Origin of the sequence: Sagittula sp. P11, assembly GCF_002814095.1 — a bacterium.
Classification (GTDB): Bacteria; Pseudomonadota; Alphaproteobacteria; order Rhodobacterales; family Rhodobacteraceae; genus Sagittula.
In genome coordinates this window covers 2,653,503-2,677,697 of the sequence record NZ_CP021913.1, presented here as the reverse complement: position 1 = coordinate 2,677,697, position 24,195 = coordinate 2,653,503, and the positions used below count along the sequence as shown (strand labels likewise).

General features: G+C 65.8%; 22 protein-coding genes. 8 read left to right on the top strand and 14 right to left on the bottom strand.

All coding sequences use genetic code 11. The features are described 5' to 3' along the window. Window positions 1-86: 86 nt before the first annotated feature. From CDO87_RS12910 to plsY, 4 genes are all read left to right on the top strand, one after another. Window positions 87-1,037, top strand: coding sequence for an aspartate carbamoyltransferase catalytic subunit (locus CDO87_RS12910; protein ID WP_100929155.1), 951 nt, complete (start codon window positions 87-89; stop codon window positions 1,035-1,037). A 72-nt stretch (window positions 1,038-1,109) separates the two neighbouring features. After that, window positions 1,110-1,646, top strand: coding sequence for an aspartate carbamoyltransferase catalytic subunit (locus CDO87_RS12905; protein ID WP_100929154.1), 537 nt, complete (start codon window positions 1,110-1,112; stop codon window positions 1,644-1,646). A 140-nt stretch (window positions 1,647-1,786) separates the two neighbouring features. Further along, window positions 1,787-3,094: a dihydroorotase gene (pyrC, locus tag CDO87_RS12900; RefSeq protein ID WP_100929153.1), complete on the top strand. Its 1,308-nt coding sequence runs from the start codon at window positions 1,787-1,789 to the stop codon at window positions 3,092-3,094. Window positions 3,095-3,116: 22 nt separating this feature from the next. Then, complete coding sequence (plsY, locus tag CDO87_RS12895) at window positions 3,117-3,704, top strand: glycerol-3-phosphate 1-O-acyltransferase PlsY (RefSeq protein WP_100929152.1); 588 nt, start codon at window positions 3,117-3,119, stop codon at window positions 3,702-3,704. 23 nt (window positions 3,705-3,727) lie between these two features. Here plsY and CDO87_RS12890 read toward each other — a convergent pair whose 3' ends face one another. Both CDO87_RS12890 and CDO87_RS12885 read right to left on the bottom strand, forming a co-directional pair. Next, window positions 3,728-4,540 (bottom strand): alpha/beta fold hydrolase, encoded by an 813-nt coding sequence (locus CDO87_RS12890; RefSeq protein WP_100929151.1) that lies wholly within the window; start codon window positions 4,538-4,540, stop codon window positions 3,728-3,730. After that, a complete protein-coding gene (locus CDO87_RS12885; RefSeq protein ID WP_100929150.1) occupies window positions 4,537-5,136 on the bottom strand; it encodes a 2-hydroxychromene-2-carboxylate isomerase in 600 nt (199 codons plus the stop codon). Before CDO87_RS12885 ends, CDO87_RS12890 begins: the two co-directional genes overlap by 4 nt. Window positions 5,137-5,246: 110 nt before the next feature. Here CDO87_RS12885 and CDO87_RS12880 point away from each other — a divergent pair, with 110 nt between their 5' ends. After that, window positions 5,247-6,254: a ribose-phosphate pyrophosphokinase gene (locus tag CDO87_RS12880; RefSeq protein ID WP_100929149.1), complete on the top strand. Its 1,008-nt coding sequence runs from the start codon at window positions 5,247-5,249 to the stop codon at window positions 6,252-6,254. Between the two features lie 51 nt (window positions 6,255-6,305). Here CDO87_RS12880 and CDO87_RS12875 read toward each other — a convergent pair whose 3' ends face one another. The 9 genes from CDO87_RS12875 to CDO87_RS12835 all read right to left on the bottom strand — a co-directional run bounded on the left by CDO87_RS12875 (window position 6,306) and on the right by CDO87_RS12835 (window position 15,059). Further along, window positions 6,306-6,656 (bottom strand): H-type lectin domain-containing protein, encoded by a 351-nt coding sequence (locus CDO87_RS12875; protein ID WP_100929148.1) that lies wholly within the window; start codon window positions 6,654-6,656, stop codon window positions 6,306-6,308. Between the two features lie 72 nt (window positions 6,657-6,728). Then, window positions 6,729-7,391: a MarC family protein gene (locus CDO87_RS12870; RefSeq protein ID WP_198521713.1), complete on the bottom strand. Its 663-nt coding sequence runs from the start codon at window positions 7,389-7,391 to the stop codon at window positions 6,729-6,731. Between the two features lie 75 nt (window positions 7,392-7,466). After that, window positions 7,467-8,684 (bottom strand): MFS transporter, encoded by a 1,218-nt coding sequence (locus tag CDO87_RS12865; RefSeq protein ID WP_100929147.1) that lies wholly within the window; start codon window positions 8,682-8,684, stop codon window positions 7,467-7,469. Window positions 8,685-8,919: 235 nt separating this feature from the next. Then, window positions 8,920-9,354 (bottom strand): F0F1 ATP synthase subunit epsilon, encoded by a 435-nt coding sequence (locus CDO87_RS12860; RefSeq protein WP_100929146.1) that lies wholly within the window; start codon window positions 9,352-9,354, stop codon window positions 8,920-8,922. 55 nt (window positions 9,355-9,409) lie between these two features. Then, window positions 9,410-10,831 (bottom strand): F0F1 ATP synthase subunit beta, encoded by a 1,422-nt coding sequence (gene atpD, locus CDO87_RS12855; RefSeq protein WP_100929145.1) that lies wholly within the window; start codon window positions 10,829-10,831, stop codon window positions 9,410-9,412. Window positions 10,832-10,850: 19 nt separating this feature from the next. Further along, window positions 10,851-11,732 carry a F0F1 ATP synthase subunit gamma gene (locus CDO87_RS12850; protein WP_100929144.1) on the bottom strand — a complete coding sequence of 294 codons (882 nt, stop codon included), beginning with the start codon at window positions 11,730-11,732 and terminating at the stop codon, window positions 10,851-10,853. Between the two features lie 12 nt (window positions 11,733-11,744). Next, complete coding sequence (atpA, locus tag CDO87_RS12845; protein WP_100929143.1) at window positions 11,745-13,280, bottom strand: F0F1 ATP synthase subunit alpha; 1,536 nt, start codon at window positions 13,278-13,280, stop codon at window positions 11,745-11,747. Continuing rightward, window positions 13,281-13,844 carry a F0F1 ATP synthase subunit delta gene (locus tag CDO87_RS12840; RefSeq protein WP_100929142.1) on the bottom strand — a complete coding sequence of 188 codons (564 nt, stop codon included), beginning with the start codon at window positions 13,842-13,844 and terminating at the stop codon, window positions 13,281-13,283. Window positions 13,845-14,306: 462 nt separating this feature from the next. Further along, the gene (locus CDO87_RS12835) at window positions 14,307-15,059 is read right to left on the bottom strand and encodes a methyltransferase domain-containing protein (protein ID WP_100929141.1); all 753 of its coding nucleotides are present in this window, start codon (window positions 15,057-15,059) and stop codon (window positions 14,307-14,309) included. Window positions 15,060-15,132: 73 nt separating this feature from the next. Between CDO87_RS12835 and gloB the strand changes: the two genes are divergently transcribed. From gloB to CDO87_RS12820, 3 genes are all read left to right on the top strand, one after another. Further along, window positions 15,133-15,894: a hydroxyacylglutathione hydrolase gene (gene gloB / locus CDO87_RS12830; protein WP_100929140.1), complete on the top strand. Its 762-nt coding sequence runs from the start codon at window positions 15,133-15,135 to the stop codon at window positions 15,892-15,894. 194 nt (window positions 15,895-16,088) lie between these two features. Next, window positions 16,089-18,419, top strand: a complete 2,331-nt coding sequence (gene clpA / locus CDO87_RS12825; protein ID WP_100929139.1) for an ATP-dependent Clp protease ATP-binding subunit ClpA — start codon at window positions 16,089-16,091, stop codon at window positions 18,417-18,419. Window positions 18,420-18,539: 120 nt separating this feature from the next. Then, window positions 18,540-19,499: a M23 family metallopeptidase gene (locus CDO87_RS12820; RefSeq protein ID WP_100929138.1), complete on the top strand. Its 960-nt coding sequence runs from the start codon at window positions 18,540-18,542 to the stop codon at window positions 19,497-19,499. A gap of 3 nt (window positions 19,500-19,502) precedes the next feature. On the opposite strand, the gene CDO87_RS12815 is transcribed toward CDO87_RS12820, so the two are convergent. From CDO87_RS12815 to CDO87_RS12805, 3 genes are all read right to left on the bottom strand, one after another. Continuing rightward, entirely contained in the window at window positions 19,503-22,259 is a 2,757-nt protein-coding gene (locus tag CDO87_RS12815; protein ID WP_100929137.1) for a peptidoglycan -binding protein, read from the bottom strand. Between the two features lie 32 nt (window positions 22,260-22,291). Further along, a complete protein-coding gene (locus tag CDO87_RS12810; RefSeq protein WP_100929136.1) occupies window positions 22,292-23,458 on the bottom strand; it encodes a biopolymer transporter ExbB in 1,167 nt (388 codons plus the stop codon). A 138-nt stretch (window positions 23,459-23,596) separates the two neighbouring features. Next, window positions 23,597-24,127 (bottom strand): gamma-glutamylcyclotransferase, encoded by a 531-nt coding sequence (locus CDO87_RS12805; RefSeq protein ID WP_100929135.1) that lies wholly within the window; start codon window positions 24,125-24,127, stop codon window positions 23,597-23,599. Window positions 24,128-24,195 lie beyond the last annotated feature (68 nt).

Sequence of the window (24,195 nt, the reverse complement as noted above, 5' to 3'; positions counted from 1 at the left end):
AATACTCGAATCCGCCGCCCGCCACCTGCCCCTTGCCCCCGGGGGACGCGCTTCGTAAGACAGGTGCGACTTCGACAGGGGTGACCATGCGCTTCGACCACCGCCATCTTCTGGGGATCGAACCCCTGCGTCCGGACGAGATCACGACCCTGCTCGACCTCGCCGACCAGTACGCCGCGCTCAACCGCCGCCGCGACAAGCACGCGCAGGCGCTGGCGGGTCTCACCCAGATCAACATGTTCTTCGAGAATTCGACCCGCACGCAGGCCAGTTTCGAACTGGCGGGCAAGCGTCTGGGCGCGGACGTGATGAACATGTCGATGCAGGCGTCGTCCATCAAGAAGGGCGAGACGCTGATCGACACGGCCCTGACGCTGAATGCGATGCATCCGGACCTGCTGGTGGTCCGCCACCCGCATTCCGGCGCGGTCGACCTTCTGGCGCAGAAGGTGAACTGCGCCGTGCTGAACGCCGGCGACGGTCGGCACGAACATCCCACGCAGGCGCTGCTCGACGCGCTGACGATCCGCCGGGCCAAGGGCCGCCTGCACCGCCTGACCATCGCGATCTGCGGCGACGTCGCCCACAGCCGCGTCGCGCGGTCCAACCTGCTGCTGCTGCACAAGATGGAGAACCGCATCCGCCTCGTCGGCCCCGCCACGCTGATGCCCGCCGGGATCGAAGACTTCGGAGCAGAGGTCTACCAGGACATGCGCGAAGGGCTGAAGGACGCCGACGTTGTTATGATGCTCCGCCTGCAGAAGGAACGCATGGACGGCGGCTTCATCCCGTCCGAGCGCGAGTATTACCACCGCTACGGCCTCGACGCCGAGAAGCTGTCGCACGCCAAGGACGACGCCATCGTGATGCACCCCGGCCCGATGAACCGCGGGGTGGAGATCGACGGCACCATCGCCGACGACATCAACCGTTCGGTCATTCAGGATCAGGTGGAGATGGGTGTCGCCGTGCGCATGGCGGCGATGGACCTCTTGGCGCGCAATCTCCGCGCCCGTCCGACCGAAGTCATGGTATAAATTATTTCGGCAACGAAACACCATCCCTGCTGCGTTGATAAGTATCCCCTCCGCGCTTCCATGAGGCCCAATGTGACACAGATCGACATCAACGGCTCCGACGCTTCGACCGTCCACCTGTTCCGGCTCGATCTGCCGCCGGAGGCCGTCGAACGCTTCACGGCCATGGCCGGCACGGGGGAATGGCCCCTGAAATACGGGCTTGGCGCAACCAAGCTGCGCCCCGGCTTCGTCGAGACGGTCGACCTGCGCGATCTGGGTCCCATGCCGCTGTCGCAATACCTGTCGGAGGCCTACGACCTGCCCACAAAGGCGCTGGGGGCGGACAGGGCGCGCATCGACGCGCTGACGGGGCACGTGGTGATCCTGCCGCCACAGGCCTTCGATTCGACCTCCCAGACGCTGAACGTCAACACTCCGCTCAGCCACGTCGGAAGCTGGTCGGCAGCCCCGGCTAAGGCGCGTTCGGCCAGCCTGCGCAGCACCTCTGCCGAGGGCAGCCTGTCCGGCGGCGGGGAGTCTTCGATGACCGGGCTGTCCCGCGCCATCCTGATCACCGCTTTGGCCCTCGCCGCGCTCGTGGTCTTGGTGCTCGTCCTCGTTCTGTAAGGCGCGGCGCCTGTTGTCCGTACAGGCTTTTGCGCCGGTCGCAGCCCCGCGACATGCGGGTTCCGCAGGGCCGTCACAGGCGGGTTCCCCCGCCCCGGGATTTGCCGTAGAGGGAAGGAAACCGACCAAGTGATGCCCGCATGTCCCAGACCCTCTTCACCAACGCCCGCCTGATCGACCCAGACGCAGGCACCGACACCATGGGCGCCTTGCTCGTCGAAGATGGGCGCATCAAGGAAATTTCGACCCAGGCTGCTGAAAATGCAGGGTTTTCGTTCACATCTGTGATCCCTGACTCGGTGGTCCGGGTGGACTGCAAGGGCAACTGCCTTGCGCCGGGGATCGTGGACATCGGCGTGAAGGTCGGCGAGCCGGGCGAACGGCACAAGGAATCCTACGGCACTGCCGGTCAGGCGGCAGCGGCGGGCGGCGTGACGACCATCGTCACCCGGCCCGACACGCATCCGCCGATCGACACGCCGGAACAGCTCGACTTCATCCGCCGCCGCGCGGCCGAGGAATGCCGGGTGAACGTCCTGCCCATGGCCGCCCTGACCAAGGGCCGCGCAGGTCGGGAAATGACCGAGATCGGCTTTCTCATGGACGCGGGCGCCGTGGCCTTCACCGACTGCGACCACGTCGTGACGGACACCAAGGTTTTGTCGCGGGCCATGACCTATGCCCGGTCTCTGGGCGCGCTCATCATCGGCCATCCGCAGGACCCCGGCCTGTCGAAGGGCGCCTCTGCCACCTCGGGCAAGTTCGCCTCCCTGCGCGGCCTGCCCTCCGTCAGCCCGATGGCCGAGCGCATGGGCCTCGACCGCGACATCGGCATGGTCGAGATGACGGGCGCGCGCTACCACGCCGACCAGATCACCGCCGCCCGCGCACTGCCGACGCTGGAACGCGCGAAGGCCAACGGCTTCGACGTCACGGCGGGCACCTCCATGCACCATCTCACGCTGAACGAGATGGACGTGGCCGACTATCGCACCTTCTTCAAGGTCAAGCCGCCGCTCCGGGCCGAGGACGACCGCAAGGCCATCGTCGAAGCGGTGCGCTCCGGCCTGATCGACATCATCGGGTCCTTCCACACCCCGCAGGACGAGGAATCGAAGCGCCTGCCCTTCGAGGAGGCGGCCTCGGGCGCCGTGGGGCTCGAGACGATGCTGACCGTGCTCCTCCGCCTCTACCACGCCGAGGAAATGACCCTGCCGACGCTTTTCCGCGCGCTGGCGCTGAACCCGGCAAAGCGGCTGGGTCTGGACTGCGGACGGCTGACCGCCGGGGCACCTGCCGACCTCGTGCTGTTCGATCCGGACAAGCCCGTGATCCTCGACCGCTTCAAGCTGCGCTCGAAGTCCAAGAACACGCCCTTCGACGGCGCCCGCCTGCAAGGCAAGGTGCTGGGCACATGGGTTGCGGGCGACCGCGTCTACGAAGCCTGAGAAGCCTGAAAAGGACCCGCGCATGACCCTCCTGATCTGGACCGTCCTTGGCTATCTGCTGGGCTCCGTCCCCTTCGGCATCGTCATCACCCGTGCAATGGGTCTGGGCGACCTCCGCCAGATCGGGTCCGGCAACATCGGCGCGACCAACGTGCTGCGCACCGGCAGCAAGCCCGCCGCGCTGGCGACACTGATCCTCGACAGCGGCAAGGGCGCCATCGCCGTTCTGCTGGCGCGCTGGCTGTCCGGCGACGACAGCGCGGCCCAGCTCGCAGGCCTTGCGGCCATGCTGGGGCACTGCTTTCCGGTCTGGCTGGGCTTCCGGGGCGGCAAGGGCATGGCGACCTTTCTGGGCACGATGCTGGCACTGGCCTGGCCCGTGGGCCTCCTCTGCTGTGCAACCTGGGCCGCGGCCTTCGCGATCAGCCGCATCTCCTCGGTCGGGGCACTGGCGTCGGTGGCCTCCGTCGCGCCGTGGACGCTTGTCATGGGGCGAACCGACCTGACGATCACCAGCCTGATCCTGACCTTTGTCGTGCTGTATCGCCACAAGGACAACATTACCCGTCTGCGCGCAGGGACCGAACCGAAGGTCGGCAAGAAGTCCTGAAGCCCGCCTGGCGCCGCGCGGGTTCAGCGTGGCGTGACGGCGCTGCGGGCTTTCGCCTCCACCATGGTCACGCAGATTTGCCGCGCCACATCGTCGGCGTGGGTCATGACCAGCATGTGCCCGGCGCCCGGAATGACAGCCTCCCGGCCATGCGGCAGACGGCTCAGAAGACCGTGATGGATTTCTGCGATGATCGGGACGGAATCGCCGCCACGCACAAGGGACACCGGCATCGAAAGGCGCGCCATCCTGTCGGGGTGGAGCATCCCGTGGATGTCCCGCCAGAGGCTCGGTTCGGTGCCGATCACGAAGGGCATCTGCGACGCCATGAGCTGGCGGGCCCTTTCGGGAAAGCTCTCCCAAGGGGCACCGCCGCCCCAGACACTGTTGAAGCCTTGCGCCGTTCCCATCAGGTCGCCACGCTCGAACCCCGCGAAATGTGCGGCCTCCCGTTCGTAATGCGCCGACTTGACCGGACCGTCAGCCGCGGCGGCGAAGAAGACCGGCTCGATCAGCGTCAGCGACAGGACGTGCCCGGGGGTGTCCTGTGCGAGCCGCAGGGCGACGGTGGCGCCGAAGCTGTGACCCACGAGGTGCATCGGCCTGTCCAAGAGGGGGCGCACCGCATCGCAGGCAGCATCGTGGACGTCGACGCCATCCGGAAACGGGCCGCTGCGCCCGTGGCCCGGCAGATCCGGTGCCGTGACGGTCGTGTCGCCGAGGCCGGCAGCGACGTCCTTCCACATGCCCGACGTCCCCAGCCCGCAGTGCAGCGCCAGGACGGGTTCCGCCCCTGCGCCGAACTCCCGGACGGACAGCGCCGCCGCGTCCTTCACCCCGCGCCTCCGAGGTGCGCGTCGAGGTCGTCCAGCCGGTCGCGGCCCCAGAACAGTGCGCCGTCGTCGACCACCCAGAAGGGAGACCCGAATACACCGCGTTCCACCGCTTCTTCGAGGTTGGCAGAGTAGGTCTCGGCACCAGCGAGCATCCCGGTGAACGTCAGCCCCCGGTCGAAACCTGCCGCCTCCAGCCGGTCGCCGATCACTGCGTCGTCAGCGATGTCCTTCTGTTCCGCCCAGCAGTCGGCCAGCAGGCCGTGCACCAGCCCGGCCAGATCGCCACCGCCCGCCTTCTGCGCCGCGATCACGGCGTAAGAGGCAGGCGCCGCGTTGGCCGGAAAGAACATCGGCTTCTCGTGGTAGGGCAGACCGGATTTCTGCGAGCTGCGGGCAAGCTCCTGCAGGCGGTAGGCCTGACGCGAAGGGTGGCGCTGCGGCAGGGGCGTCCCGCCCGTTCGCGCGAAAAGCTGCATGATGTCGAGCGGCTTGTAGACCAGCTCCGCCCCGTGCCTGGCCGCGATCTCTGCCGGGCGGGTGCCGCAGAAATACGTGAACGGTGAAATCATGGACAGATAGTAGTCGATCCGGGCCATATGCCGCGTCTCCCTTTCCCGTGCTGGAACCGACCCTAGGGCCGTGTTAACGGGACCGCAACGTCACGAATCCGTCATTCTCCCTGCACGGACCTACCCCGGAGCTGCCCATGCCCACCGTCGTTGAACCCAAGCTTATCGCAGGCAACGCTAACCGTCCCCTCGCCGAGGCCATCGCCCGCCGCATGTCGCTGTACCGCGGCATGTCCGTGGGGCTGGTGCAGGCCCGGGTGGAACGGTTCAACGACCAGGAGATCTTTGTCGAGGTCTACGAGAACGTGCGCGGCGAGGACATGTTCATCATCCAGCCGACCTCCAACCCGGCCAACGACAACCTGATGGAACTGCTCATCATGGCGGATGCGCTGCGCCGGTCCTCGGCATCGCGCATCACCGCGGTGATCCCCTACTTCGGCTACGCCCGGCAGGACCGCCGCACCAAGGCGCGCACGCCGATCACCGCCAAGCTGGTGGCCAACATGATGGTCGAGTCCGGGATCGAGCGCATCCTGACGATGGACCTGCACGCGGCGCAGATCCAGGGGTTCTTCGACATCCCGGTGGACAACCTCTATGCCTCGCCGATCTTCGCCATCGACATCAAGAACCAGTTCGCCGACCTGTCCGACGTGATGGTGATCTCGCCGGACGTGGGCGGCGTTGCGCGCGCGCGTGAGCTGGCGAAGCGGATCAACGCGCCGCTCTCCATCGTCGACAAGCGCCGGGAGAAGCCGGGCGAGATCGCCGAGATGACGGTCATCGGTGACGTGACCGGCAAGCGCTGCATCATCGTCGACGACATGTGCGACACCGCCGGGACGCTCTGCAAGGCGGCCGAGGTCATCATGGACCACGGCGCGACCGAGGTGCATGCCTACATCAGCCACGGCGTCATGTCCGGCCCCGCGGTGGAGCGCGTGTCGAAATCGGTCCTGAAGACGCTTGTCCTGACCGACACCATCCAGCCGACCGGCCCGGTCAGTTCCGCTTCGAACATCCGCGTGCTGCCGACCGCGCCGCTCTTCGCGCAGTCCATCCTGAACATCTGGAACGGCACGTCCGTCTCGTCGCTGTTCGAGACCGACACCCTCGGCCCGATCTACGAAGGCATCCTGTAAGCGGCATTGGAGCGGGCGGCGCACGACGCCGCCCTTCCCTCCCCCATGGGGTCAGTAAAGATCCCAGTCGTCGGGGCTCGACGCTTCGCCGAAGGCGATCCAGCTCATCCGTACCCGCGCGACACGCGTGTCGGCCCATGTCCGGAAGACCATCTCGAACCCCGCGGGTGTCACTTTCTCCGCGCTGATGTCGGCGCGGACGTTGGACTGGGAATCCATGTCCCACAGCGTCAGCGCGACCTGCACCACCGGAGGCGAGCGGAAGGGTTCCGAGAAGGTCACGGCCTTGCGCCGTTCGCGCGTGCCATGCCCCGTCCACATCTCGCCACCGTCCTCGAAGTCGGTAAAGACCTCTTCGGTGCCCTGATCGACGCCAAGGGCGGCGCCGGGAAACTTGCGCATGTCCCGCCTCGTCTTTTATTACCGCAGGTTGTCTGCTTTCGGGCAGGTCTTACAGGCAATCGGCGCGCGGTGTCACTCGGAAATCGACAAACCGCCGGGCGCGCTTTCCACCTGCATCACGCCGACCGCATCCAGGCCGCCCAGCACGGCATCGACCGCCACAGTGGCGAGGATGATCCCCATGACCCGGCTGACGACGCTGGCCCCGGTCGAGCCGAGTATCCGCTTGAGCTGCGACCCGAGGAGCAACAGCAGCAGTGTCAGGATCAGGACGATTGTCAGCAGACCTGCCGTCATCAACTGATCCGGCACTGAATGCGCGTGGTTGTCTGTCAGCACAACGATGGCCAGCATCGCGCCCGGCGAGGCGATGGAGGGCATCGCCAGCGGGAAGACGGCGCCGGAGAGGTGCTCACGCGTCGCCTCCTCGATCTCGTGCTCCGGTTTCGATTCGCCGAAGATCATCGTGAGGGCGAACAGGAAGAGGATGATCCCGCCTGCGATCTGGAACGACCCGAACCGCAGACCCAGCCCTTCAAGTAGCCATTGTCCGGCGACAAGGAACGCCATCAACACCACCCATGCCACCAGCACGGCGCGCAGGGCGAATTTCCAGTGCAGGGCATGCGGCACGCGGGCGGTGGCGAAGTAGAACACCGGCAACGTCCCGATCGGATCGACGACGACGAAGAGAGTGATGAACTCGCGCAGAATGGAGCTCCAGTCGAAGATCATGGCGACAGGCTTTCGGCAGAAGGTGAGGGTATGCGCCGCTTTTGTCTCAGAGCCGGGCCAAGGGCAAGCGTGCGATCACGCTGTGGCGGTGGCTTGCCTGCGCATCGGCCAGAATATGGCGCCGCTGATGACCAGAAGGGCAGCGGTCATGAGGAAGGGCGCCCCGGGCAGGTACAGTGGCGCGTCGGGCGCGGCGAAGATCCGGAACAGTGGCGTCACGATCAGCGGCGCGGTGATCGCGGCGACAGCGCCGAGCGATCCGATGACCCCCTGCAACAGGCCCAGCCGGTCATCGCCCACAAGGTTCGTGGCGATCCCGGTCGCGTTGGGCGGGGCCATGTCCGACAGGCAGGCGAAGGGCAGGAAGACCCAGACCACCCATGCGGCGGACGCCACGCCATAGGCCAGCGAGGCGACGATGCCGGCCACCACGGCCAGCATCAGTGTGTGCCACGTCCCGATGCGCGGGATCAGCAGCCGCATCAGGGCCCCCTGCGTCAGCGCCACGCCGATGCCATAGCAGGCCAGCGAGGCTCCGATCAGCACGGACGACCAGCCAAAGGCTTCGCGCAGCCAGAAGGCCCATAGCACCGGGTAGACCATGTTGGAGAACTCGAACACGAAGAGCCCGGCCAGCGGCAGACCCAGCCCCGGCAGGCGGGCGGCGGCGAGGATGCTGCCGAACGGGTTGAGGTCACGCCTGTCGAAGCGGCGGCGTTTCTCCGGGGCGAGGCTTTCGGGCAGGACGAACAGGCCGAAGACGAAGTTGGCCGCCGCCAGCGCGCCCGCCGCCCAGAACGGTGCTGTGACGTGGATGCCCGCCAGCAGCCCGCCAAGCGCCGGGCCGATCACGAAACCGACGCCGAAGGCCGCGCCGATCAGGCCGAAGTTCGCGGCCCTGTCCTCGGGCTTCGAGATATCGGCGAGGTACGCGGTGGCCGTGATGTAGGTGGCGCCCGCGACACCGGCCAGAACCCGGCCCACCAGCAGGACCCAGAACCCGGTTGCCAGCGCCATGATGAGATAGTCGACCGCCAGAGCGGCCAGCGTCACCAGCAGCACCGGCTTGCGGCCGAGTGCGTCGGAGATGCCGCCGATTGCCGGTCCGCAGAGGAACTGTGCGCCTGCGTAGGCCGCCATCAGCACCCCGCCCCAGAAGGCCCCCGTCGCCGTGTCCCCGGCACCCACGCGCTCCATCAGGTCGGGCATGATCGGGAAGATCAGCCCGATGCCTATGGCATCGAGAAGGAGTGTCGCGAGGATGAACCACAGGGCTCCGCGATTGGTCTGCATGACGAGGCCCGGCAGGAAACGATACGCGGCGGAAGGTAGGCGCAGAAGGCGCCGTGTTCAATCCGTGTGGCGGGGGTTTCAGCGGCTTGTGGAACGACCGGCAAAGTGGCGCCCTGCCCCGCACGCCGCCCCCTTTGTCCAACCCTACCCGACACCGGCGTAACGCGGGAAAAGAAAAACCCCGCCTGAGCAGGCGGGGTTCTCCGAATGTCGTGCGTACCTTGGAAGGTCGGCGTCAGAGCGACGGCTGCAGCGGGTCGAGCCCGATGTGACCGCCAACGGCCACCATGTCCTGCAGCAGCTTGGCTGCCTCGTCGACCGGGCCCGGCTCGTTCTTGTAGGCTTCCTTGGTCTGCTGGTAGGCCTCGTGGGCCTCCTTCACCAGCGCCTCGTAGGTCGCCTGATCCATGTCGGCCTTCGGCAGAGCCTTCTCCGCCAGAACCGACACGCTTTCACCGATCTCGGCGAAACCGCCGGTCACGACGAAGACTTCAGTGCCGCCGGTGGTTTCCACCGTCAGGAGGCCCGGACGCAGCGTCGTGATGGTCGGCGCGTGGTTCGGCATGGCGGTCATGTCGCCGTCCGCACCCGGGATCTGCACCGAGGTGACCTCTGCCGACAGGAGCTTGCGCTCCGGCGACACCAGGTCGAATTGCATCGTGTCTGCCATGTGAAACTCCTTGTCTCATCAGGGGGCCAGCAGCGGCCCCCCGACAGGGTCCGATTTAGGCAGCCTCTGCGGCCAGCTTCTCGGCTTTCGCCTTCACTTCGTCGATGCCGCCCACCATGTAGAACGCCGATTCCGGCAGGTGGTCGTATTCGCCGGCGACAACCGCCTTGAAGGACGAGATGGTGTCTTCCAGCGGAACCTGCACACCGTCGGAGCCGGTGAAGACCTTCGCCACGTCGAACGGCTGGGAGAGGAAGCGCTGGATCTTCCGGGCGCGGGCCACGGTCAGCTTGTCCTCTTCCGACAGTTCGTCCATCCCGAGGATGGCGATGATGTCCTGGAGCGACTTGTAGCGCTGCAGGATACCCTGGACGTCACGGGCGACCTGGTAGTGCTCTTCACCCACGATGCCCGGATCCATCAGACGCGAGGTGGAGTCGAGCGGGTCCACGGCCGGGTAAATGCCCAGCTCGGAGATCGCGCGCGACAGAACCGTGGTTGCGTCGAGGTGGGCGAAGGTGGTTGCCGGAGCCGGGTCGGTAAGGTCGTCGGCGGGAACGTAGACGGCCTGGATCGAGGTGATCGAGCCGGCCTTGGTCGAGGTGATGCGTTCCTGCATCTGGCCCATGTCGGTGGCCAGCGTCGGCTGGTAACCCACGGCGGAGGGGATACGGCCCAGAAGTGCGGACACCTCGGAACCGGCCTGCGTGAAGCGGAAGATGTTGTCCACGAAGAACAGAACGTCGGTCCCGGACTGGTCGCGGAACTGCTCGGCCAGGGTCAGGCCGGTAAGGGCGACACGGGCACGCGCACCCGGAGGCTCGTTCATCTGGCCGTACACAAGCGCCACTTGGCTTTCCGCGAGGTTGTCCGGCTTGATGACGTTGGATTCGATCATCTCGTGGTAGAGGTCGTTGCCCTCACGGGTCCGCTCGCCAACACCGGCGAACACGGAGAAGCCCGAGTGCACCTTTGCGATGTTGTTGATGAGTTCCATGATGAGAACGGTCTTGCCCACGCCGGCGCCGCCGAAGAGGCCGATCTTGCCGCCCTTGGAGTAGGGTGCCAGCAGGTCGATGACCTTGATCCCGGTCACGAGGATTTCCGATTCAGTCGACTGCTCGGAGAAGGCCGGGGCTGCGGCGTGGATCGGGCGGTATTCGTCCGCTTCGATCGGTGCGCCTTCGTCCACCGGCTCGCCGACGACGTTGAGGATACGGCCCAGCGTCGCGTTGCCGACCGGCACGGAGATCGGTGCGCCGGTGTCGGACACTTCCTGACCGCGGACCAGACCTTCGGTCGCGTCCATGGCGATGGTGCGGACGGTGTTTTCGCCGAGGTGCTGAGCCACTTCGAGGACCAGCTTCTTGCCGTTGTTCTCGGTGTTCAGCGCGTTCAGAATTGCCGGCAGGTGGTCTTCGAACTGGACGTCGACCACGGCGCCAATCACCTGGGTGATCTTGCCTTGTGCTGTCATTGGTTTCTCTCCGGGTTCCTCAGAGCGCCTCGGCGCCCGAAATAATTTCGATAAGCTCGTTGGTGATGACGGCCTGACGCGAGCGGTTGTACTCGATCGTCAGCTTGTCGATCATCTCGCCCGCGTTGCGGGTCGCGTTGTCCATGGCCGACATACGGGCACCCTGTTCGGAGGCACCGTTTTCCAGCAGGGCAGCGAAGATCTGCGTTGCCACGCCACGCGGCAGCAGGTCTGCGAGGATCGATTCTTCATCCGGCTCGTAATCGTAGAGCGTCGTCGCGTCGTTCTGCTCCTCTTCCACGGTCTCGTAGGAGGCCGGGATGATCTGCAGGGCCGTGGGGTCCTGGGAGATCACAGAGTTGAACTTGGCGTAGAAGATCGTCGCCACGTCGAACTCACCATTGTCGAAGCGGCCAAGCACGTCGCGCGCGATGTCCTGCGCGTTGCCGTAGCCGAGACGCTTGACCTGGGAGAGGTCGACATGACCGACGAACAGATCAGCGTAGTCACGCTTCAGCTGTTCCCGGCCCTTCTTGCCGACGGTCAGGATCTTGACCGTTTTTCCCTTGCCACGCAGCTCGGCAATCCGTGCCTTCGCCAGCTTGACGATGTTGGTGTTGAAGCCGCCGCACAGCCCGCGTTCGGCGGTCATGACCACCAGCAGATGTACGTCGTCCTTGCCGGTCCCCGCCAGAAGGCGGGGAGCGCTGTCACTGTCTCCGACCGAAGCGGCCAGCGACGCCATCACCGCGTTGAAGCGTTCCGCGTAGGGGCGGGCCGCCTCGGCCGCTTCCTGGGCGCGGCGCAGTTTTGCTGCCGCGACCATCTGCATGGCCTTGGTGATCTTGCGGGTCGATTTGACCGACGCGATCCTGTTTTTGAGATCCTTGAGATTGGGCATCGGATGATCCTCTTACGAGAAGTCCGCTGCGTATTCGTCGAGAACCGCCTTGATTCTGGCTTCTGCGTCACCCTTGATCTTCGGATCTTCGTTGGTGATCCAGTCCAGCAGGTCGGAGTGCTTGCCCCGGACGTGCTGCAGCAGACCCTTCTCGAAGCGGCCCACGTCGGACACGGCAACCTTGTCGAGGTAGCCCAGCGTACCGGCGCAGATGACGACGACGATTTCGGCGTTGGTCAGCGGCGAGTATTGCGGTTGCTTCATCAGCTCGGTCAGACGCGCACCACGGTTCAGCAGGCGCTGGGTCGCGGCGTCGAGGTCGGAACCGAACTGGGCGAAGGCGGCCATTTCACGGTACTGCGCAAGCGACAGCTTGATCGGGCCCGCGACGGACTTCATCGAGTTGGTCTGCGCGGAGGAGCCCACACGCGAAACCGACAGACCGGTGTTCACGGCCGGGCGGATGCCCTGGTAGAACAGTTCGGTCTCGAGGAAGATCTGGCCGTCGGTGATCGAGATCACGTTGGTCGGAATGAAGGCCGACACGTCGCCGCCCTGAGTTTCGATGATCGGCAGCGCGGTCAGCGAGCCGGCACCGTTGTCCTCGTTCAGCTTTGCCGAACGCTCCAGCAGGCGCGAGTGGAGGTAGAAAACGTCGCCCGGGTAAGCTTCGCGACCCGGAGGGCGGCGCAGCAGCAGGGACATCTGGCGGTAGGACACGGCCTGCTTGGACAGGTCATCGTAGATAATGAGTGCGTGCTTGCCGTTGTCGCGGAAGTACTCGGCCATCGCGGTGGCGGAGTACGGTGCGAGGAACTGCATCGGCGCCGGGTCGGACGCGGTTGCGGCCACGACGATCGTGTAGTCGATCGCGCCGGTTTCCTCGAGCTTCTTCACCAGCTGCGCCACGGTGGAGCGCTTCTGACCGATGGCGACGTAGATGCAGTACAGCTTGTCGGAGTCGTCCTTGGCCGCGTCGTTGTACGACTTCTGGTTCAGGATGGCGTCCAGTGCCACGGCGGTCTTGCCGGTCTGACGGTCGCCGATGATCAGCTCGCGCTGGCCGCGGCCGATCGGGATCATGGCGTCGACGGCCTTCAGGCCGGTCGCCATGGGCTCGTGCACGGATTTGCGCGGGATGATGCCCGGCGCCTTCACGTCGGCGATGCGACGCTCTTCGAACTGGACGGCGCCCTTGCCGTCGAGCGGGTTGCCGAGGCCGTCGACAACGCGGCCCAGCAGGCCTTCACCAGCAGGAACGTCCACGATGGAGTTCGTGCGCTTGACGGTGTCGCCTTCCTTGATGTCCCGGTCGGAGCCGAAGATCACGATACCGACGTTGTCGGTTTCGAGGTTCAGGGCCATGCCCATGATGCCACCCGGGAACTCGACCATCTCGCCGGCCTGCACGTTGTCGAGGCCGTGGACACGGGCGATACCGTCCCCAACGCTCAGCACGCGACCCACTTCGGCAACTTCGGCATCCTGGCCGAAGTTCTTGATCTGGTCCTTCAGGATCGCAGAAATCTCTGCTGCTTGGATACCCATTTATCCGACCTCTTTCATTGCATTCTGGAGGGAGTTGAGCTTCGAGCGGATCGAGGTGTCGATCATCTTCGAGCCCACCTTGACGATAAGACCGCCGATGAGGCTTTCATCCACGGTGGTACTGATCTTGACGTCCTTGCCGACCTTTTCCTTCAGCGTGGCGGCGAGGTTTGCGGACTGCTCGTCGGTCAGCGCCACGGCAGAGGTCACCTCTGCGGTGACTTCGCCTTTGTGCTCCGCGATCATCTCGCGCAGGCGCCTGATCATGGCGGGCACGACGAACAGGCGGCGTTTCCGGGCCATCAGGCCCAATACGTTCTTCATCGCCGGGATCATGCCCATGGCTTCGGCCACGGCAGAAATCGCATTCTCCTGCTCTTGGCGCGAATATACCGGATTGACCAGCAGTTCACGCAGGTCGGCGCTGTCGTTCAGCGCAGCGGTCAGGTCGTTGAGGTTCTCTTCGAGACGCGGGAGATTGTTGTTCTCCTTCACGATCTCGAAGACGGCGGTGGCATAGCGCTCGGCGATGCCGGAGGAAATCGAGCTGTCAGACACGTCCACCCTTCCGATTTTCGGCCCCCGTCACGCGCCCGCCGTCTGGCGGGGCGTCCGGAGGCTCCTGGAACCCTGATTTTTCGTCAAGGCAAGTAAATCGCGGCGGATGTAGCAGAGCCTCCCCCACCTCGCAACATCCTTAGAGAGATTTAACGTGGGCGCTAAACCCATACTTTTCAGTCGGTTGCCCGAAGTGCGACCTTTCGTGCCCAAACTTCGTGCAGGAAAAGCGCACTTTTTCGTGCATTTGGCGACGATTCCCGGCACTGGCAACAGCTTGGCACGGGACAGGTGCCGTTGCGAACCCTGTTTCTCGGTGACCGATGTTTACGCAATCAGTCGCACGCCGAATGCGTTTTGGGTATCACGCACACCCGATCATGAGACTTTCCGGTATCTGACGCCGCTCCTGTCGAGCACAGCCCACCCCGGCCCGACCGCCCTTTCCCCGGTCAGGACACTCAAACCTCAGACCGGCCCGGCGACCTTGCCCGGCTTCGGCGAAAGGACCTCCAGCGGGTTCGGCACCCGCTTCTTCTGCCCAAGTCCGGCGCGCGTCGGCGGGTGCCGCTTGGAGGCTTCGACGATCATGACGCCCCCGGCGGTGAACGGGATCAGCCTCCCCAGCCGCTCCCAGAACGGGCCGGTCTTCATCCAGAAGCGGCGCGCCGACGGCGGCTGGTACAGCACGGAGACATGCCGCTCGGGAACGAAGTCGTGCCGCTTGAGCTGCGTTTCGAGCTGGCCGATGGAATAGGGCCGCCCGTAACCGAACGGCGTCCAGTCCGCCCGCGCCCAGAGACCGGAGCGGTTGGGCAGGATGAACAGGGCGCGTCCGCCGGGGCCGAGCACGCGGTACGCCTCGTCCAGCAGGTCGGACGGCCGTTCCGATGTCTCTAGCCCGTGCATCAGGATCAGGCGGTCCACATGCCCCGTCTCCAGCGGCCAGGACACCTCTTCCGACAGCACAGACACGTTGGGCAGACCGGCAGGCCAGGGCATCACGCCCTGTGGTGCGGGCATCAGGGCCACGACCCGGCGCGCCTCCTTCAGGTAGGGGCGCAGCATCGGCACGGCAAAACCGTAGCCCGCGACCGTCTGGCCGTGCACGTCCTCGGGGGACCAGCCACGCAGCACTTCCGCCCGCAGGATCTTCTGCGCCGCGCGCCCCAGCGCACTTCGGTAGTAGAAATCGCGCAACGCCTGCACGTCCAGGTGCATGGTGTCTCCAGTTGAGAAGTCGGGCCGGATAGGTCACTCTGAGGGCATCTTACAAAGCATTCAAGGAAACGCCATGCCACTGGACATTGTGACCGTCCCCTGCCTGAAGGACAATTACGCCTACATCGTCAAGGGTCCGGACGGGATCGCGCTGATCGACGCGCCCGAAGCCAAGCCGCTGATCAATGTCCTGGAGCATCGCGGCTGGAAGCCCGACGTCATCATGATCACGCACCACCACCACGACCATGTCGGCGGCGTGGACGAGTTGCGCGAGAAATACGGCTGCAAGGTCATGGGCCCCGCGGCAGAAAAGGACAAGCTCCCCGAGCTCGACATGGCGCTGGAACCGGGGTTTTCCGGCGGCACCGACGACGGACTGTGCGAGGTGATCCCGGTTCCCGGCCATACGCTGGGACACGTGGCCTACCACTACCCGGAGGCAAAGTGCCTGTTCAGCGCCGACAGCCTCATGGTCATGGGCTGCGGACGGATCTTCGAAGGCACGCCCGAGATGATGTGGGACAGTCTCTCGACGCTTGCCGCGCTCGACCCGCAGACCATCGTCTGTTCCGGCCACGAGTACGGCGAGAGCAACGCCGCCTTCGCCAAGACCATTGAACCGGACAACCCGGGACTTATATCACGAGCACAGATGATCACCGTGGCCCGCGGTCGGGGACAGCCAACCGCTCAGGTGCCGCTTTATGTTGAACTCCAGACAAACCCGTTCCTGCGGGCCGGCCAGGCGTCGGTCAAGAAGGCACTCGGCATGGAGGACGCCTCCGACCTGGAGGTCTTCACCGAGATCCGCGCACGCAAGGACAAGTTCTGACGCGATTTTCGCGGACCCACACCCGTTAACCGGGTTCGCGACGATGAAGGGTTCGGCAGACCTGTTGTCAAGCGTGCCATGTGACAGATGCGTGAAAAGAAAAAACTTGAAGACAGTCACTAATCGACCAAACTTTAACTTAACGGGGCAATGCTGGACCCGAGTACGGACAGCGCAGACAAGAGGAGCACCAAGTGCCTTCATTCTCGAACACCCTTGAGCAGGCCATACACTCCGCGCTGGCGCTGGCGAACTCGCGAAGCCACGAATTCGCCACGCTGGAGCATCTGCTGCTGGCGCTGATCGACGAACCTGACGCATCGCGGGTGATGAAAGCCTGCTCCGTCGATACGGAGGAGTTGCGCACCACCTTGGTGGAGTTCATCGACGACGATCTTTCCAACCTCGTGACCGACATCGAGGGGTCGGAGGCCGTTCCCACGGCCGCCTTCCAGCGCGTCATCCAGCGCGCCGCGATCCACGTCCAGTCGTCCGGCCGGACGGAGGTGACGGGCGCCAACGTGCTGGTCGCGATCTTCGCGGAGCGTGAGTCGAATGCCGCCTATTTCCTGCAGGAGCAGGACATGACGCGCTACGACGCGGTGAACTTCATCGCGCATGGCGTCGCCAAGAACCCCGCCTACGGCGAATCGCGTCCCGTGCAGGGCGCAACCGAGGCAGAGGAAGAGGCCGCCCAGACCGAAAGCGCGGCACCCGCCAACGACAAGGAGTCGGCGCTCGGCAAGTACTGCGTCGACCTGAACGCCAAGGCGGAGATCGGTGACATCGACCCGCTGATCGGACGCGATCAGGAGGTGGAGCGCTGCATCCAGGTGCTGTGCCGCCGCCGCAAGAACAACCCGCTTCTGGTGGGCGACCCGGGCGTCGGCAAGACCGCCATCGCCGAGGGTCTCGCCCGCAAGATCGTCGCGGGTGAAGTGCCGGAGGTCCTGTCCGAGGCCACGATCTACTCGCTCGACATGGGCGCTCTTCTGGCGGGTACCCGTTACCGCGGCGACTTCGAGGAGCGGCTGAAGGCGGTTGTCCAGGAACTGGAGGATCACCCCGACGCCGTGCTCTTCATCGACGAGATCCACACCGTGATCGGCGCCGGCGCAACGTCCGGCGGCGCCATGGACGCATCGAACCTGCTAAAGCCCGCGCTTCAGGGCGGCAAGCTGCGCACCATGGGGTCGACCACCTACAAGGAGTTCCGCCAGCACTTCGAAAAGGACCGCGCCCTGTCGCGCCGGTTCCAGAAGATCGACGTGAACGAACCTTCGGTCGAAGACACCATCAAGATCCTCAAGGGCCTGAAGCCCTACTTCGAGGAGCACCATGCCATCAGGTACACCGGCGACGCGATCAAGACCGCCGTCGAGCTTTCGGCGCGCTATATCAACGACCGCAAGCTGCCGGACAAGGCCATCGACGTGATCGACGAAGCGGGCGCGGCCCAGCACCTCGTGGCAGCGTCGAAGCGCCGGAAGTCCATCGGCACCAAGGAGATCGAGGAAGTCGTGGCGAAGATCGCCCGCATCCCGCCCAAGAACGTGTCGAAGGACGACGCAGAGGTGCTGAAGGATCTCGAAGCGACGCTGAAGCGGGTCGTCTTCGGTCAGGATGCGGCGATTGCCGCCCTGTCCTCCGCGATCAAGCTGGCCCGGGCGGGTCTGCGCGAACCGGAGAAGCCGATCGGCAACTACCTCTTCGCGGGCCCGACCGGTGTCGGCAAGACCGAAGTGGCGAAGCAACTGGCGTCCACGCTGGGTGTCGAACTGCTGCGCTTCGACATGTCGGAGTACATGGAGAAGCACGCGGTCTCCCGCCTGATCGGCGCGCCTCCGGGCTATGTCGGTTTCGATCAGGGTGGCCAGCTGACGGATGGCGTGGACCAGCACCCGCACTGCGTGCTGCTGCTCGACGAGATCGAGAAGGCGCACCCGGATGTGTTCAACATCCTGCTGCAGGTGATGGACCACGGCACGCTGACCGACCACAACGGCCGGTCGGTGGATTTCCGGAACGTGATCCTGATCATGACCTCCAACGCGGGCGCCGCGGAACAGGCCAAGGCGGCCATCGGCTTCGGTCGCGACCGCCGTGAGGGCGAGGACACCGCCGCGATCGAGCGGACTTTCACACCGGAGTTCCGCAACCGTCTGGACGCGGTCATCAGCTTCGCGCCGCTGCCGAAGGAAACCATCCTCGCCGTGGTCGAGAAGTTCGTGCTGCAGCTCGAAGCGCAGCTCATGGATCGCAACGTGACCATCGAGCTGACCCGCCCCGCCGCCGAATGGCTGGCGGACAAGGGCTACGACGACAAGATGGGCGCGCGTCCTCTGGGCCGCGTCATCCAGGAGCACATCAAGAAGCCGCTGGCCGAGGAGCTGCTGTTCGGCAAGCTTACCAAGGGCGGCATCGTGAAGGTGTCGGTAAAGGACGGCGAACTGGTGTTGAAACTGGACGGGCCGGACAAGCCGCGCCTCGGCTCCAAGAAGCCGCCGCTGCTGACCGCGGACTGATCGCAAAGAGGGCGCCTTCGGGCGCCCTTTTCACATGCGCCTGCCAAGCGGCCTTACGGGACGGCGGGCGGGGCGATGTTGCCGAAGGCGACGAGCGCCCGACCCGCCGCCCGGACCGACATGCGCCTGTTTTCCCTGATCTTCCTCGCCTGCCACGCCTTCGCCCAGACCTCAGTCGCCGAGACGCAGTTCGCCCTGCCGCTCGACTGCGAGATCGGCACGACCTGCTTCATCGAGGACTACGTCGACAACGCCCCCGAACAGGGCCGGCAGCAGGACTACGCCTGCGGCATCAACAGCCGTGACGGGCACAAGGGCACCGATATCGCCCTGCTCGACTTCGGCGCCATAGACAGCGGTGTCACGGTGCGCGCCGCGGCGCCGGGCACGGTCCTGCGCGTCCGCGACGGCATGGCCGACGACCGGCTGATGCGCGGCGTGACCTCCCAGAATGCCTGCGGCAACGCCGTTCTGGTGGACCATGGCAACGACTTGCAGACGATGTACTGCCACCTCAGGGAAGGCTCCGTGCGTGTCCAGCCAGGAACCCGCGTCGAGACCGGCACAGCCCTGGGCATGGTCGGCCTGTCAGGCCAGACCAACCACCCCCACCTGCATTTCCAGGTCCTGCGCGCGGGCGCCGTGATCGACCCCTTCCGCCCGGAGGCGACGGGCACATGCGGCGCGGCGGAGGGCAGCCTCTGGGCCGTCGACCTGCCCTACACGACGACCGGGCTGATCACGGCGGGCTTTTCCGACCATGTGCCGGAATTCGACGCCGTGCGCGACGGCAGCGCCCGGCTGGCCCAAGGCACACCCGGCACACCTCTGGTGGTCTACGCCCACGCCGGTCATCCAGAGCATGGCGACCTTCTCACGCTCTTCGCCACGGGCCCAGACGGCACGGAGATCTTTCGCCGCGAGAGCGTGCTGAAGGCGCCCCAGGTCAGCATCATGCGCGCTGCCGGCAAACAGGCCCCGCCCGAAGGCTGGCCGCCGGGCGAATACCTCGGCGAGGCGCTGCTGACCCGCGCAGGCAAGGTCATCGCCCATCGCTTTGCCCATGTGACGGTGCGCTGAGCCTTACTTCTCGGTCAGTTTCAGTTCGATCCGGCGGTTCTGTGCGCGGGCTTCGGCAGTGTCCGCGGGATTGACCGGCTGGTATTCCCCGAACCCGTTCGCGGCAAGGCGGTTGGGCGGGATGCCGTAGTTGTCGATCATGTCCTTCACCACGGCGCGCGCACGGGCCTGGCTCAGGTCCCAGTTGTCCTCGAACTCGGCGCTGCCGCGCACAGGCACGTTGTCGGTGTGGCCGTCGACCCGGATGATCCAGTCGATCTCCTCGGGGATGTCCCGCGCCAGTGTACGCAGGATGTTCGACACCTTGGCGATCTCGCGGCGGCCCAACGGGGACAGGTCGGCAGAGCCCTGCTCGAACAGAACCTCCGAAGAGAACACGAAGCGGTCGCCTTCGATTCGGATGTCGTCCCGGTCAGCCACGACCTGGCGGAGGCGCCCGAAGAACTCGGAGCGGTAGGCCTCCAGATCCTTCTTCTCGGCCTCCAGCCGTTTGCGCTCTTCCTCTTCCAGGACCCGCCGCCGGCGTTCTTCCTGCGCGACACGGGCCAGAGCCGCGTTCAGCTCGGACCCGAGGTTCTGCAGCTGTACCTCCGAGGCCGCGTCGCGTGCCTTCGCATCATCCAGCAGCGCCTGCAGTTCGCCCAGTTGCTTGCGCAGCTCGGCGACGTTGCGGTTCAGCGCCTCGACCTTCAGTTGCGACTGGCTGGCGCGCTCGCGGGTCTGTGCCAGTTCGTCCCGGGCCTGGCTGAGCAGCAACTGACGTTCCTCTGCCTCGTCGAGCTGCGTATCAAGCGCCTGTTCAGCCTCGCGTTGGCGGGCCAGCGCGGCGGCAAGGCGATCCCGGGTATCCTCGGCGGTGGTCTGGGCCGTAATCCGTTCGGCAAGCGCCGCCGCCAGCTTTTCCTCGAGCGAGCGGGCATCGTCACCCTGCTGGGCGGCGCGGGCCTCGGCCTCTGCCAGCAACTGGCGCAGTTCGGAAATCTCCAGATCGCGCGCTTCGGCACGCGCCAACGCCACCTGCAGATCGTTCTCCAGCCGGGTGCGGCTAGCGCGCAGCGACTCGACCTCCGCGTCGCGTTCCTCGGCCGTGCCGCCGACTTCCGCCAGGCGCGAGACGAGGCTGCGGTTCTCAGCTTCCAGCCCTTCGATCCGCCTTCCGCGGTCTTCGACGCGTTGCAGCGCGGCGTCCAGTTGTGCCTGCGTCTGGGCGACCCGCCCGCGCAGATCCTCGATCCGCGACGTCTGCGTCGTATCCTGCGACTGCATGGCCGCGATGCGGGCGTTCAGCCCCTCGGCCTCTGCCCGCAGGCGTTCAAGGTCGTCATGCGCGGCCACAAGCTCGCGCCGGACCTCTTCAAGACTGCGGTCCAGTTCGGCGCGCTGCGCCTCTGCCGCGTCGCGTTCGGCGGCACGGTCAGCGGCGGCCCCCTGTGCGGCCGACAGCTGGGACACAAGCGCCGCGTTGCGGTCGCGCAGCGTGGCGATCTCGGCCTCCCGCGCTTCCGCTTCGGAAAGCCGGGCCAGCGCCGCAGCGAGTTTCGCGGACAGGTCCGACATCTGCGTCGCGCGCGTGTCGGCATCGGCCTGCAGCCCGGCCAGGTCGCGCTCCGTCTCGTTGCGGCGGCGCTGTTCCTCGGCAAGGCTCTCCTCTGCCGCGCGGCGGGCCTCCTGTTCCGAGATCAGGTCGTCGCGCAGCCGGGCCAGCCGCTCGTCGGTCTGTTCTCCGGCGCTGCGGGCGTCGTCCAGCCGGGCCTCCAGCTCTTCGATCCGGGTCTGAAGCGCGCTTGCCGATTCCTCGCCATCCAGCAGCGCGGCGGCAAGGCGGGCGTTCAGGTCGGCCTCTGCCGAACGGGCGGCAGCCAGCAGGGTCAGGGTCTCTTCCGCCTCGGACCGCGCCTTTTCCAGCGCCAGCGTCATCGAGGTCAGCTCTGCATCGGCGTTCTCGAGCCGGGCGCGCAGGGCCTTGGCGGCCTCTGCCTCCGCCAGTCTCTCGGCCTCTTCCTCCGTCAGCGCCTGCTCAAGGTCGCCGACCTGCGCCGTCAGACTGCCCACCTTGGCTTCTGCCTCGGTATTCCTCGCCCGAAGGTCGGCAATCAGCGCTTCGAGTGCCTCGCGGCGGCGGGCGGCGAGGGCCGCGGCCTCCTGCTGGGCATCCAGTTGCGTGCGCGCGGAGCCAAGCGCAGCGGACAGTTCGTCGCGTTCGCCCGACAGCGCGTCCCGTTCAGCCGTCAGGGCATCCCGCTCCTCCACCAGCGCATCGCGGGCGGCGGTCAGGGCGTTGCGCTCGGCCGTCAGGTCATCGCGCGCCTGGGTCAGGTCGATCACGCGCGACTGGGCGCTGTCGCGTTCGAGGATCAGCGCGGCGACTTGCGCCTCGAAATCGGAAATACGGCTGGAGGCGGTCTCAAGCTGCTCCGCCTGACGGTCGCGCGTTGCGGTCAGCGCGTTGATGATGCTCTGGGCCTCGTCGAGCTGGGTGTCGCGGCTGGACAGCGTCGCCTCGAGGTCCCCGAGGTTGCTGGTCAGTTCGGCATTCCTGCGTTCTGCGACGCCGAGCGCCTGCGCCAGCGCGGAGAGTTCGGTGGAAAGGTTGTCGAGTTCGCTTTCCTGTCCGCTGATCGTTTCGTTCAGCACGAACTGGATGACCATGAAGATCGACAGGACGAAGGTCAGCACCAGCAGGAGCCCGGTCATGGCATCCACGAAACCGGGCCAGATGTTCGCCTGAAAGCGTGCGCCTGTCCGTCGTGACAGCGACATCTATCCGCTCCTGCTAGGGGCCGGGGACATGGCTATTCCCCCCGGGGCCGGGTGTTGCGCGATGTTCCCATGGCACGGCCGAGCGCCGCAATGTCGGTGCGCAGTTCGGCCATGCTTTCCTGCCGTCCGGCGCTGATTTCTTCGAGGATGCGCAGCATCTGCACGTCGATCGACCGCAGCCGCATCCGGCTTTCGGCATCCAGACCTTCGCTGCTTTCCTTTGCGCGTATCGCCTCGGCCAGCAGTTCCTGCCCTTCCGCGATACGCGCGAGGGAGGTGGCCGAGGGGGCTGTCGCCTCGATCCGTTCGGTCAGGCGTTCGATGGAATCCGCCAGTTGCGACAGCCGGGTGTCGACCTCCGACCGGCCCAGCTCGGACTCCGCAAAGAGGTCCTGCAACTGGCCCATCTGTTCGGCCATGCGGTCCAGCACGATCCCGGCGGCGCCAAGGTCCGGGCCTTCGGTGTCGGACGAGAAGCCAAGTTTGGTGATGGAGGAGAGCCATTCCTCCAGCTCGCGGTAGAAGCGGTTCTGACCGTGGCCGGCGAAGAGTTCGAGCAGGCCCACGATCAGCGAACAGGCCAGGCCCAGAAGCGAGGAGGCAAAGGCCACGCCCATGCCGCCCAGCTGCGATTCAAGGCCGCTCATCAGGCGAGAGAAGACGGCGACGCCCTCCTCCCCTTCCTGAGGGGCGAGGCTGCGGATGGTATCGACCAGCGCAGGAACGGTGGTGGCCAGGCCGTAGAAGGTGCCAAGCAGGCCCAGGAAGATCAGCAGGGAGACGATGTAGCGGGTGATCTCCCGCAGTTCGTCGATCCGTGTGGCGACGGAGTCGAGGATCGACCGTGTCGAGGTGGTGTTGATCTGCATCCGCCGGTCGCGGCGTCCGCCCAGCAGCGCGGCCAGCGGCGCCAGCAGGGTCGGCGGACGGCTTTCCGTGGTGCCGGAGGCGGTGAATTCCTCGATCCAGCGGACAGAGACCATCAGGCTCCAGACCTGCCAGAAGCAGGCGAAGACACCCACGACAAAGACGATCAGGATGAAGCCGTTCAGGTAGGGGTTCGACTCGAAGACCGGCAGCACGCTCGGCGCGGCAAGGACGGCGCCCACGCCAGACAAGCCGAGTGCGGCCAGCATGAGGATCACCTGGCGGATTGGCTGGCTGAAATGCGGCTCTGCCTCGCGGTCGGAAATGTCCATCTGGACTGTCGTCACCTTGTGTTACTGCTTCATACCTAAGGGTTTACGCAGGTTTCGCCAAGAAGTCATGAAGCGGGGTATACCGCTGCGCTCCCGACAGCGGGAAAATGTTGCATCCTGACACACCCTTGCGCGGCATCAGCCCGCGGTGAGCGCCTTCACCTGCTCGGTCAGCCAATGCAGGTCGGCATCGGGCACGCCGATTTCGTCCAGATGCTGCGCGGTGTTGTAAAGGTATTCGGTGTTCGGCCCCCGCCCGCCTGTGGCACGCGCGATGATGCGGGCCTGCTCCTCGAGCGGCAGGTGGCAGTACTGCACGTGGTGCGGGTCGATGACGTAGGACACCGCCTCGACCCTGCGTCCGTCTGACAGCGCCACCGGCAGGCGTTTTTCCAGGTAGGCAGAGGAGATCAGTTCGCGTTCGCGCAGGTAATCGAGCGTCGCCTCTTCGGTCCCAGGGGCCGCACGCAGGCACATGCCGTCGCAAAACGCGCCCTCCTGCGCGTCGAGCGCGAGGACCAGCCCGGGGTTCTCCTCGGTGCCGCGGTGGTGGATCGAGTACATGCAGAAGCTGCGGGCGTAGCCGTGCAGGCGGCCCTGAACCTGCTCTGCGACCTCGAAGCCGGGGTTCCAGAGCAGCGAAGCATAGCCGAAGACCCAGAGCGTCATTGTCCTTCCCTTCCGCCGCGGATGTTCGCGGCCCTTTGCGCGACAGGTCACAGCCTGTAAACGGTGTC

What these genes read in the sequence shown, in the direction of transcription:
- CDO87_RS12910 (WP_100929155.1), top strand. Translation starts at nt 87, where the DNA reads ATGCGCTTCGACCACCGCCATCTTCTGGGGATCGAACCCCTGCGTCCG.
- pyrC (WP_100929153.1), top strand. Translation starts at nt 1,787, where the DNA reads ATGTCCCAGACCCTCTTCACCAACGCCCGCCTGATCGACCCAGACGCA.
- plsY (WP_100929152.1), top strand. Translation starts at nt 3,117, where the DNA reads ATGACCCTCCTGATCTGGACCGTCCTTGGCTATCTGCTGGGCTCCGTC.
- CDO87_RS12885 (WP_100929150.1), bottom strand. Translation starts at nt 5,136, where the DNA reads ATGGCCCGGATCGACTACTATCTGTCCATGATTTCACCGTTCACGTAT.
- CDO87_RS12880 (WP_100929149.1), top strand. Translation starts at nt 5,247, where the DNA reads ATGCCCACCGTCGTTGAACCCAAGCTTATCGCAGGCAACGCTAACCGT.
- CDO87_RS12875 (WP_100929148.1), bottom strand. Translation starts at nt 6,656, where the DNA reads ATGCGCAAGTTTCCCGGCGCCGCCCTTGGCGTCGATCAGGGCACCGAA.
- CDO87_RS12870 (WP_198521713.1), bottom strand. Translation starts at nt 7,391, where the DNA reads ATGATCTTCGACTGGAGCTCCATTCTGCGCGAGTTCATCACTCTCTTC.
- CDO87_RS12865 (WP_100929147.1), bottom strand. Translation starts at nt 8,684, where the DNA reads ATGCAGACCAATCGCGGAGCCCTGTGGTTCATCCTCGCGACACTCCTT.
- CDO87_RS12860 (WP_100929146.1), bottom strand. Translation starts at nt 9,354, where the DNA reads ATGGCAGACACGATGCAATTCGACCTGGTGTCGCCGGAGCGCAAGCTC.
- atpD (WP_100929145.1), bottom strand. Translation starts at nt 10,831, where the DNA reads ATGACAGCACAAGGCAAGATCACCCAGGTGATTGGCGCCGTGGTCGAC.
- CDO87_RS12850 (WP_100929144.1), bottom strand. Translation starts at nt 11,732, where the DNA reads ATGCCCAATCTCAAGGATCTCAAAAACAGGATCGCGTCGGTCAAATCG.
- atpA (WP_100929143.1), bottom strand. Translation starts at nt 13,280, where the DNA reads ATGGGTATCCAAGCAGCAGAGATTTCTGCGATCCTGAAGGACCAGATC.
- CDO87_RS12835 (WP_100929141.1), bottom strand. Translation starts at nt 15,059, where the DNA reads ATGCACCTGGACGTGCAGGCGTTGCGCGATTTCTACTACCGAAGTGCG.
- gloB (WP_100929140.1), top strand. Translation starts at nt 15,133, where the DNA reads ATGCCACTGGACATTGTGACCGTCCCCTGCCTGAAGGACAATTACGCC.
- CDO87_RS12820 (WP_100929138.1), top strand. Translation starts at nt 18,540, where the DNA reads ATGCGCCTGTTTTCCCTGATCTTCCTCGCCTGCCACGCCTTCGCCCAG.
- CDO87_RS12815 (WP_100929137.1), bottom strand. Translation starts at nt 22,259, where the DNA reads ATGTCGCTGTCACGACGGACAGGCGCACGCTTTCAGGCGAACATCTGG.
- CDO87_RS12810 (WP_100929136.1), bottom strand. Translation starts at nt 23,458, where the DNA reads ATGGACATTTCCGACCGCGAGGCAGAGCCGCATTTCAGCCAGCCAATC.
- CDO87_RS12805 (WP_100929135.1), bottom strand. Translation starts at nt 24,127, where the DNA reads ATGACGCTCTGGGTCTTCGGCTATGCTTCGCTGCTCTGGAACCCCGGC.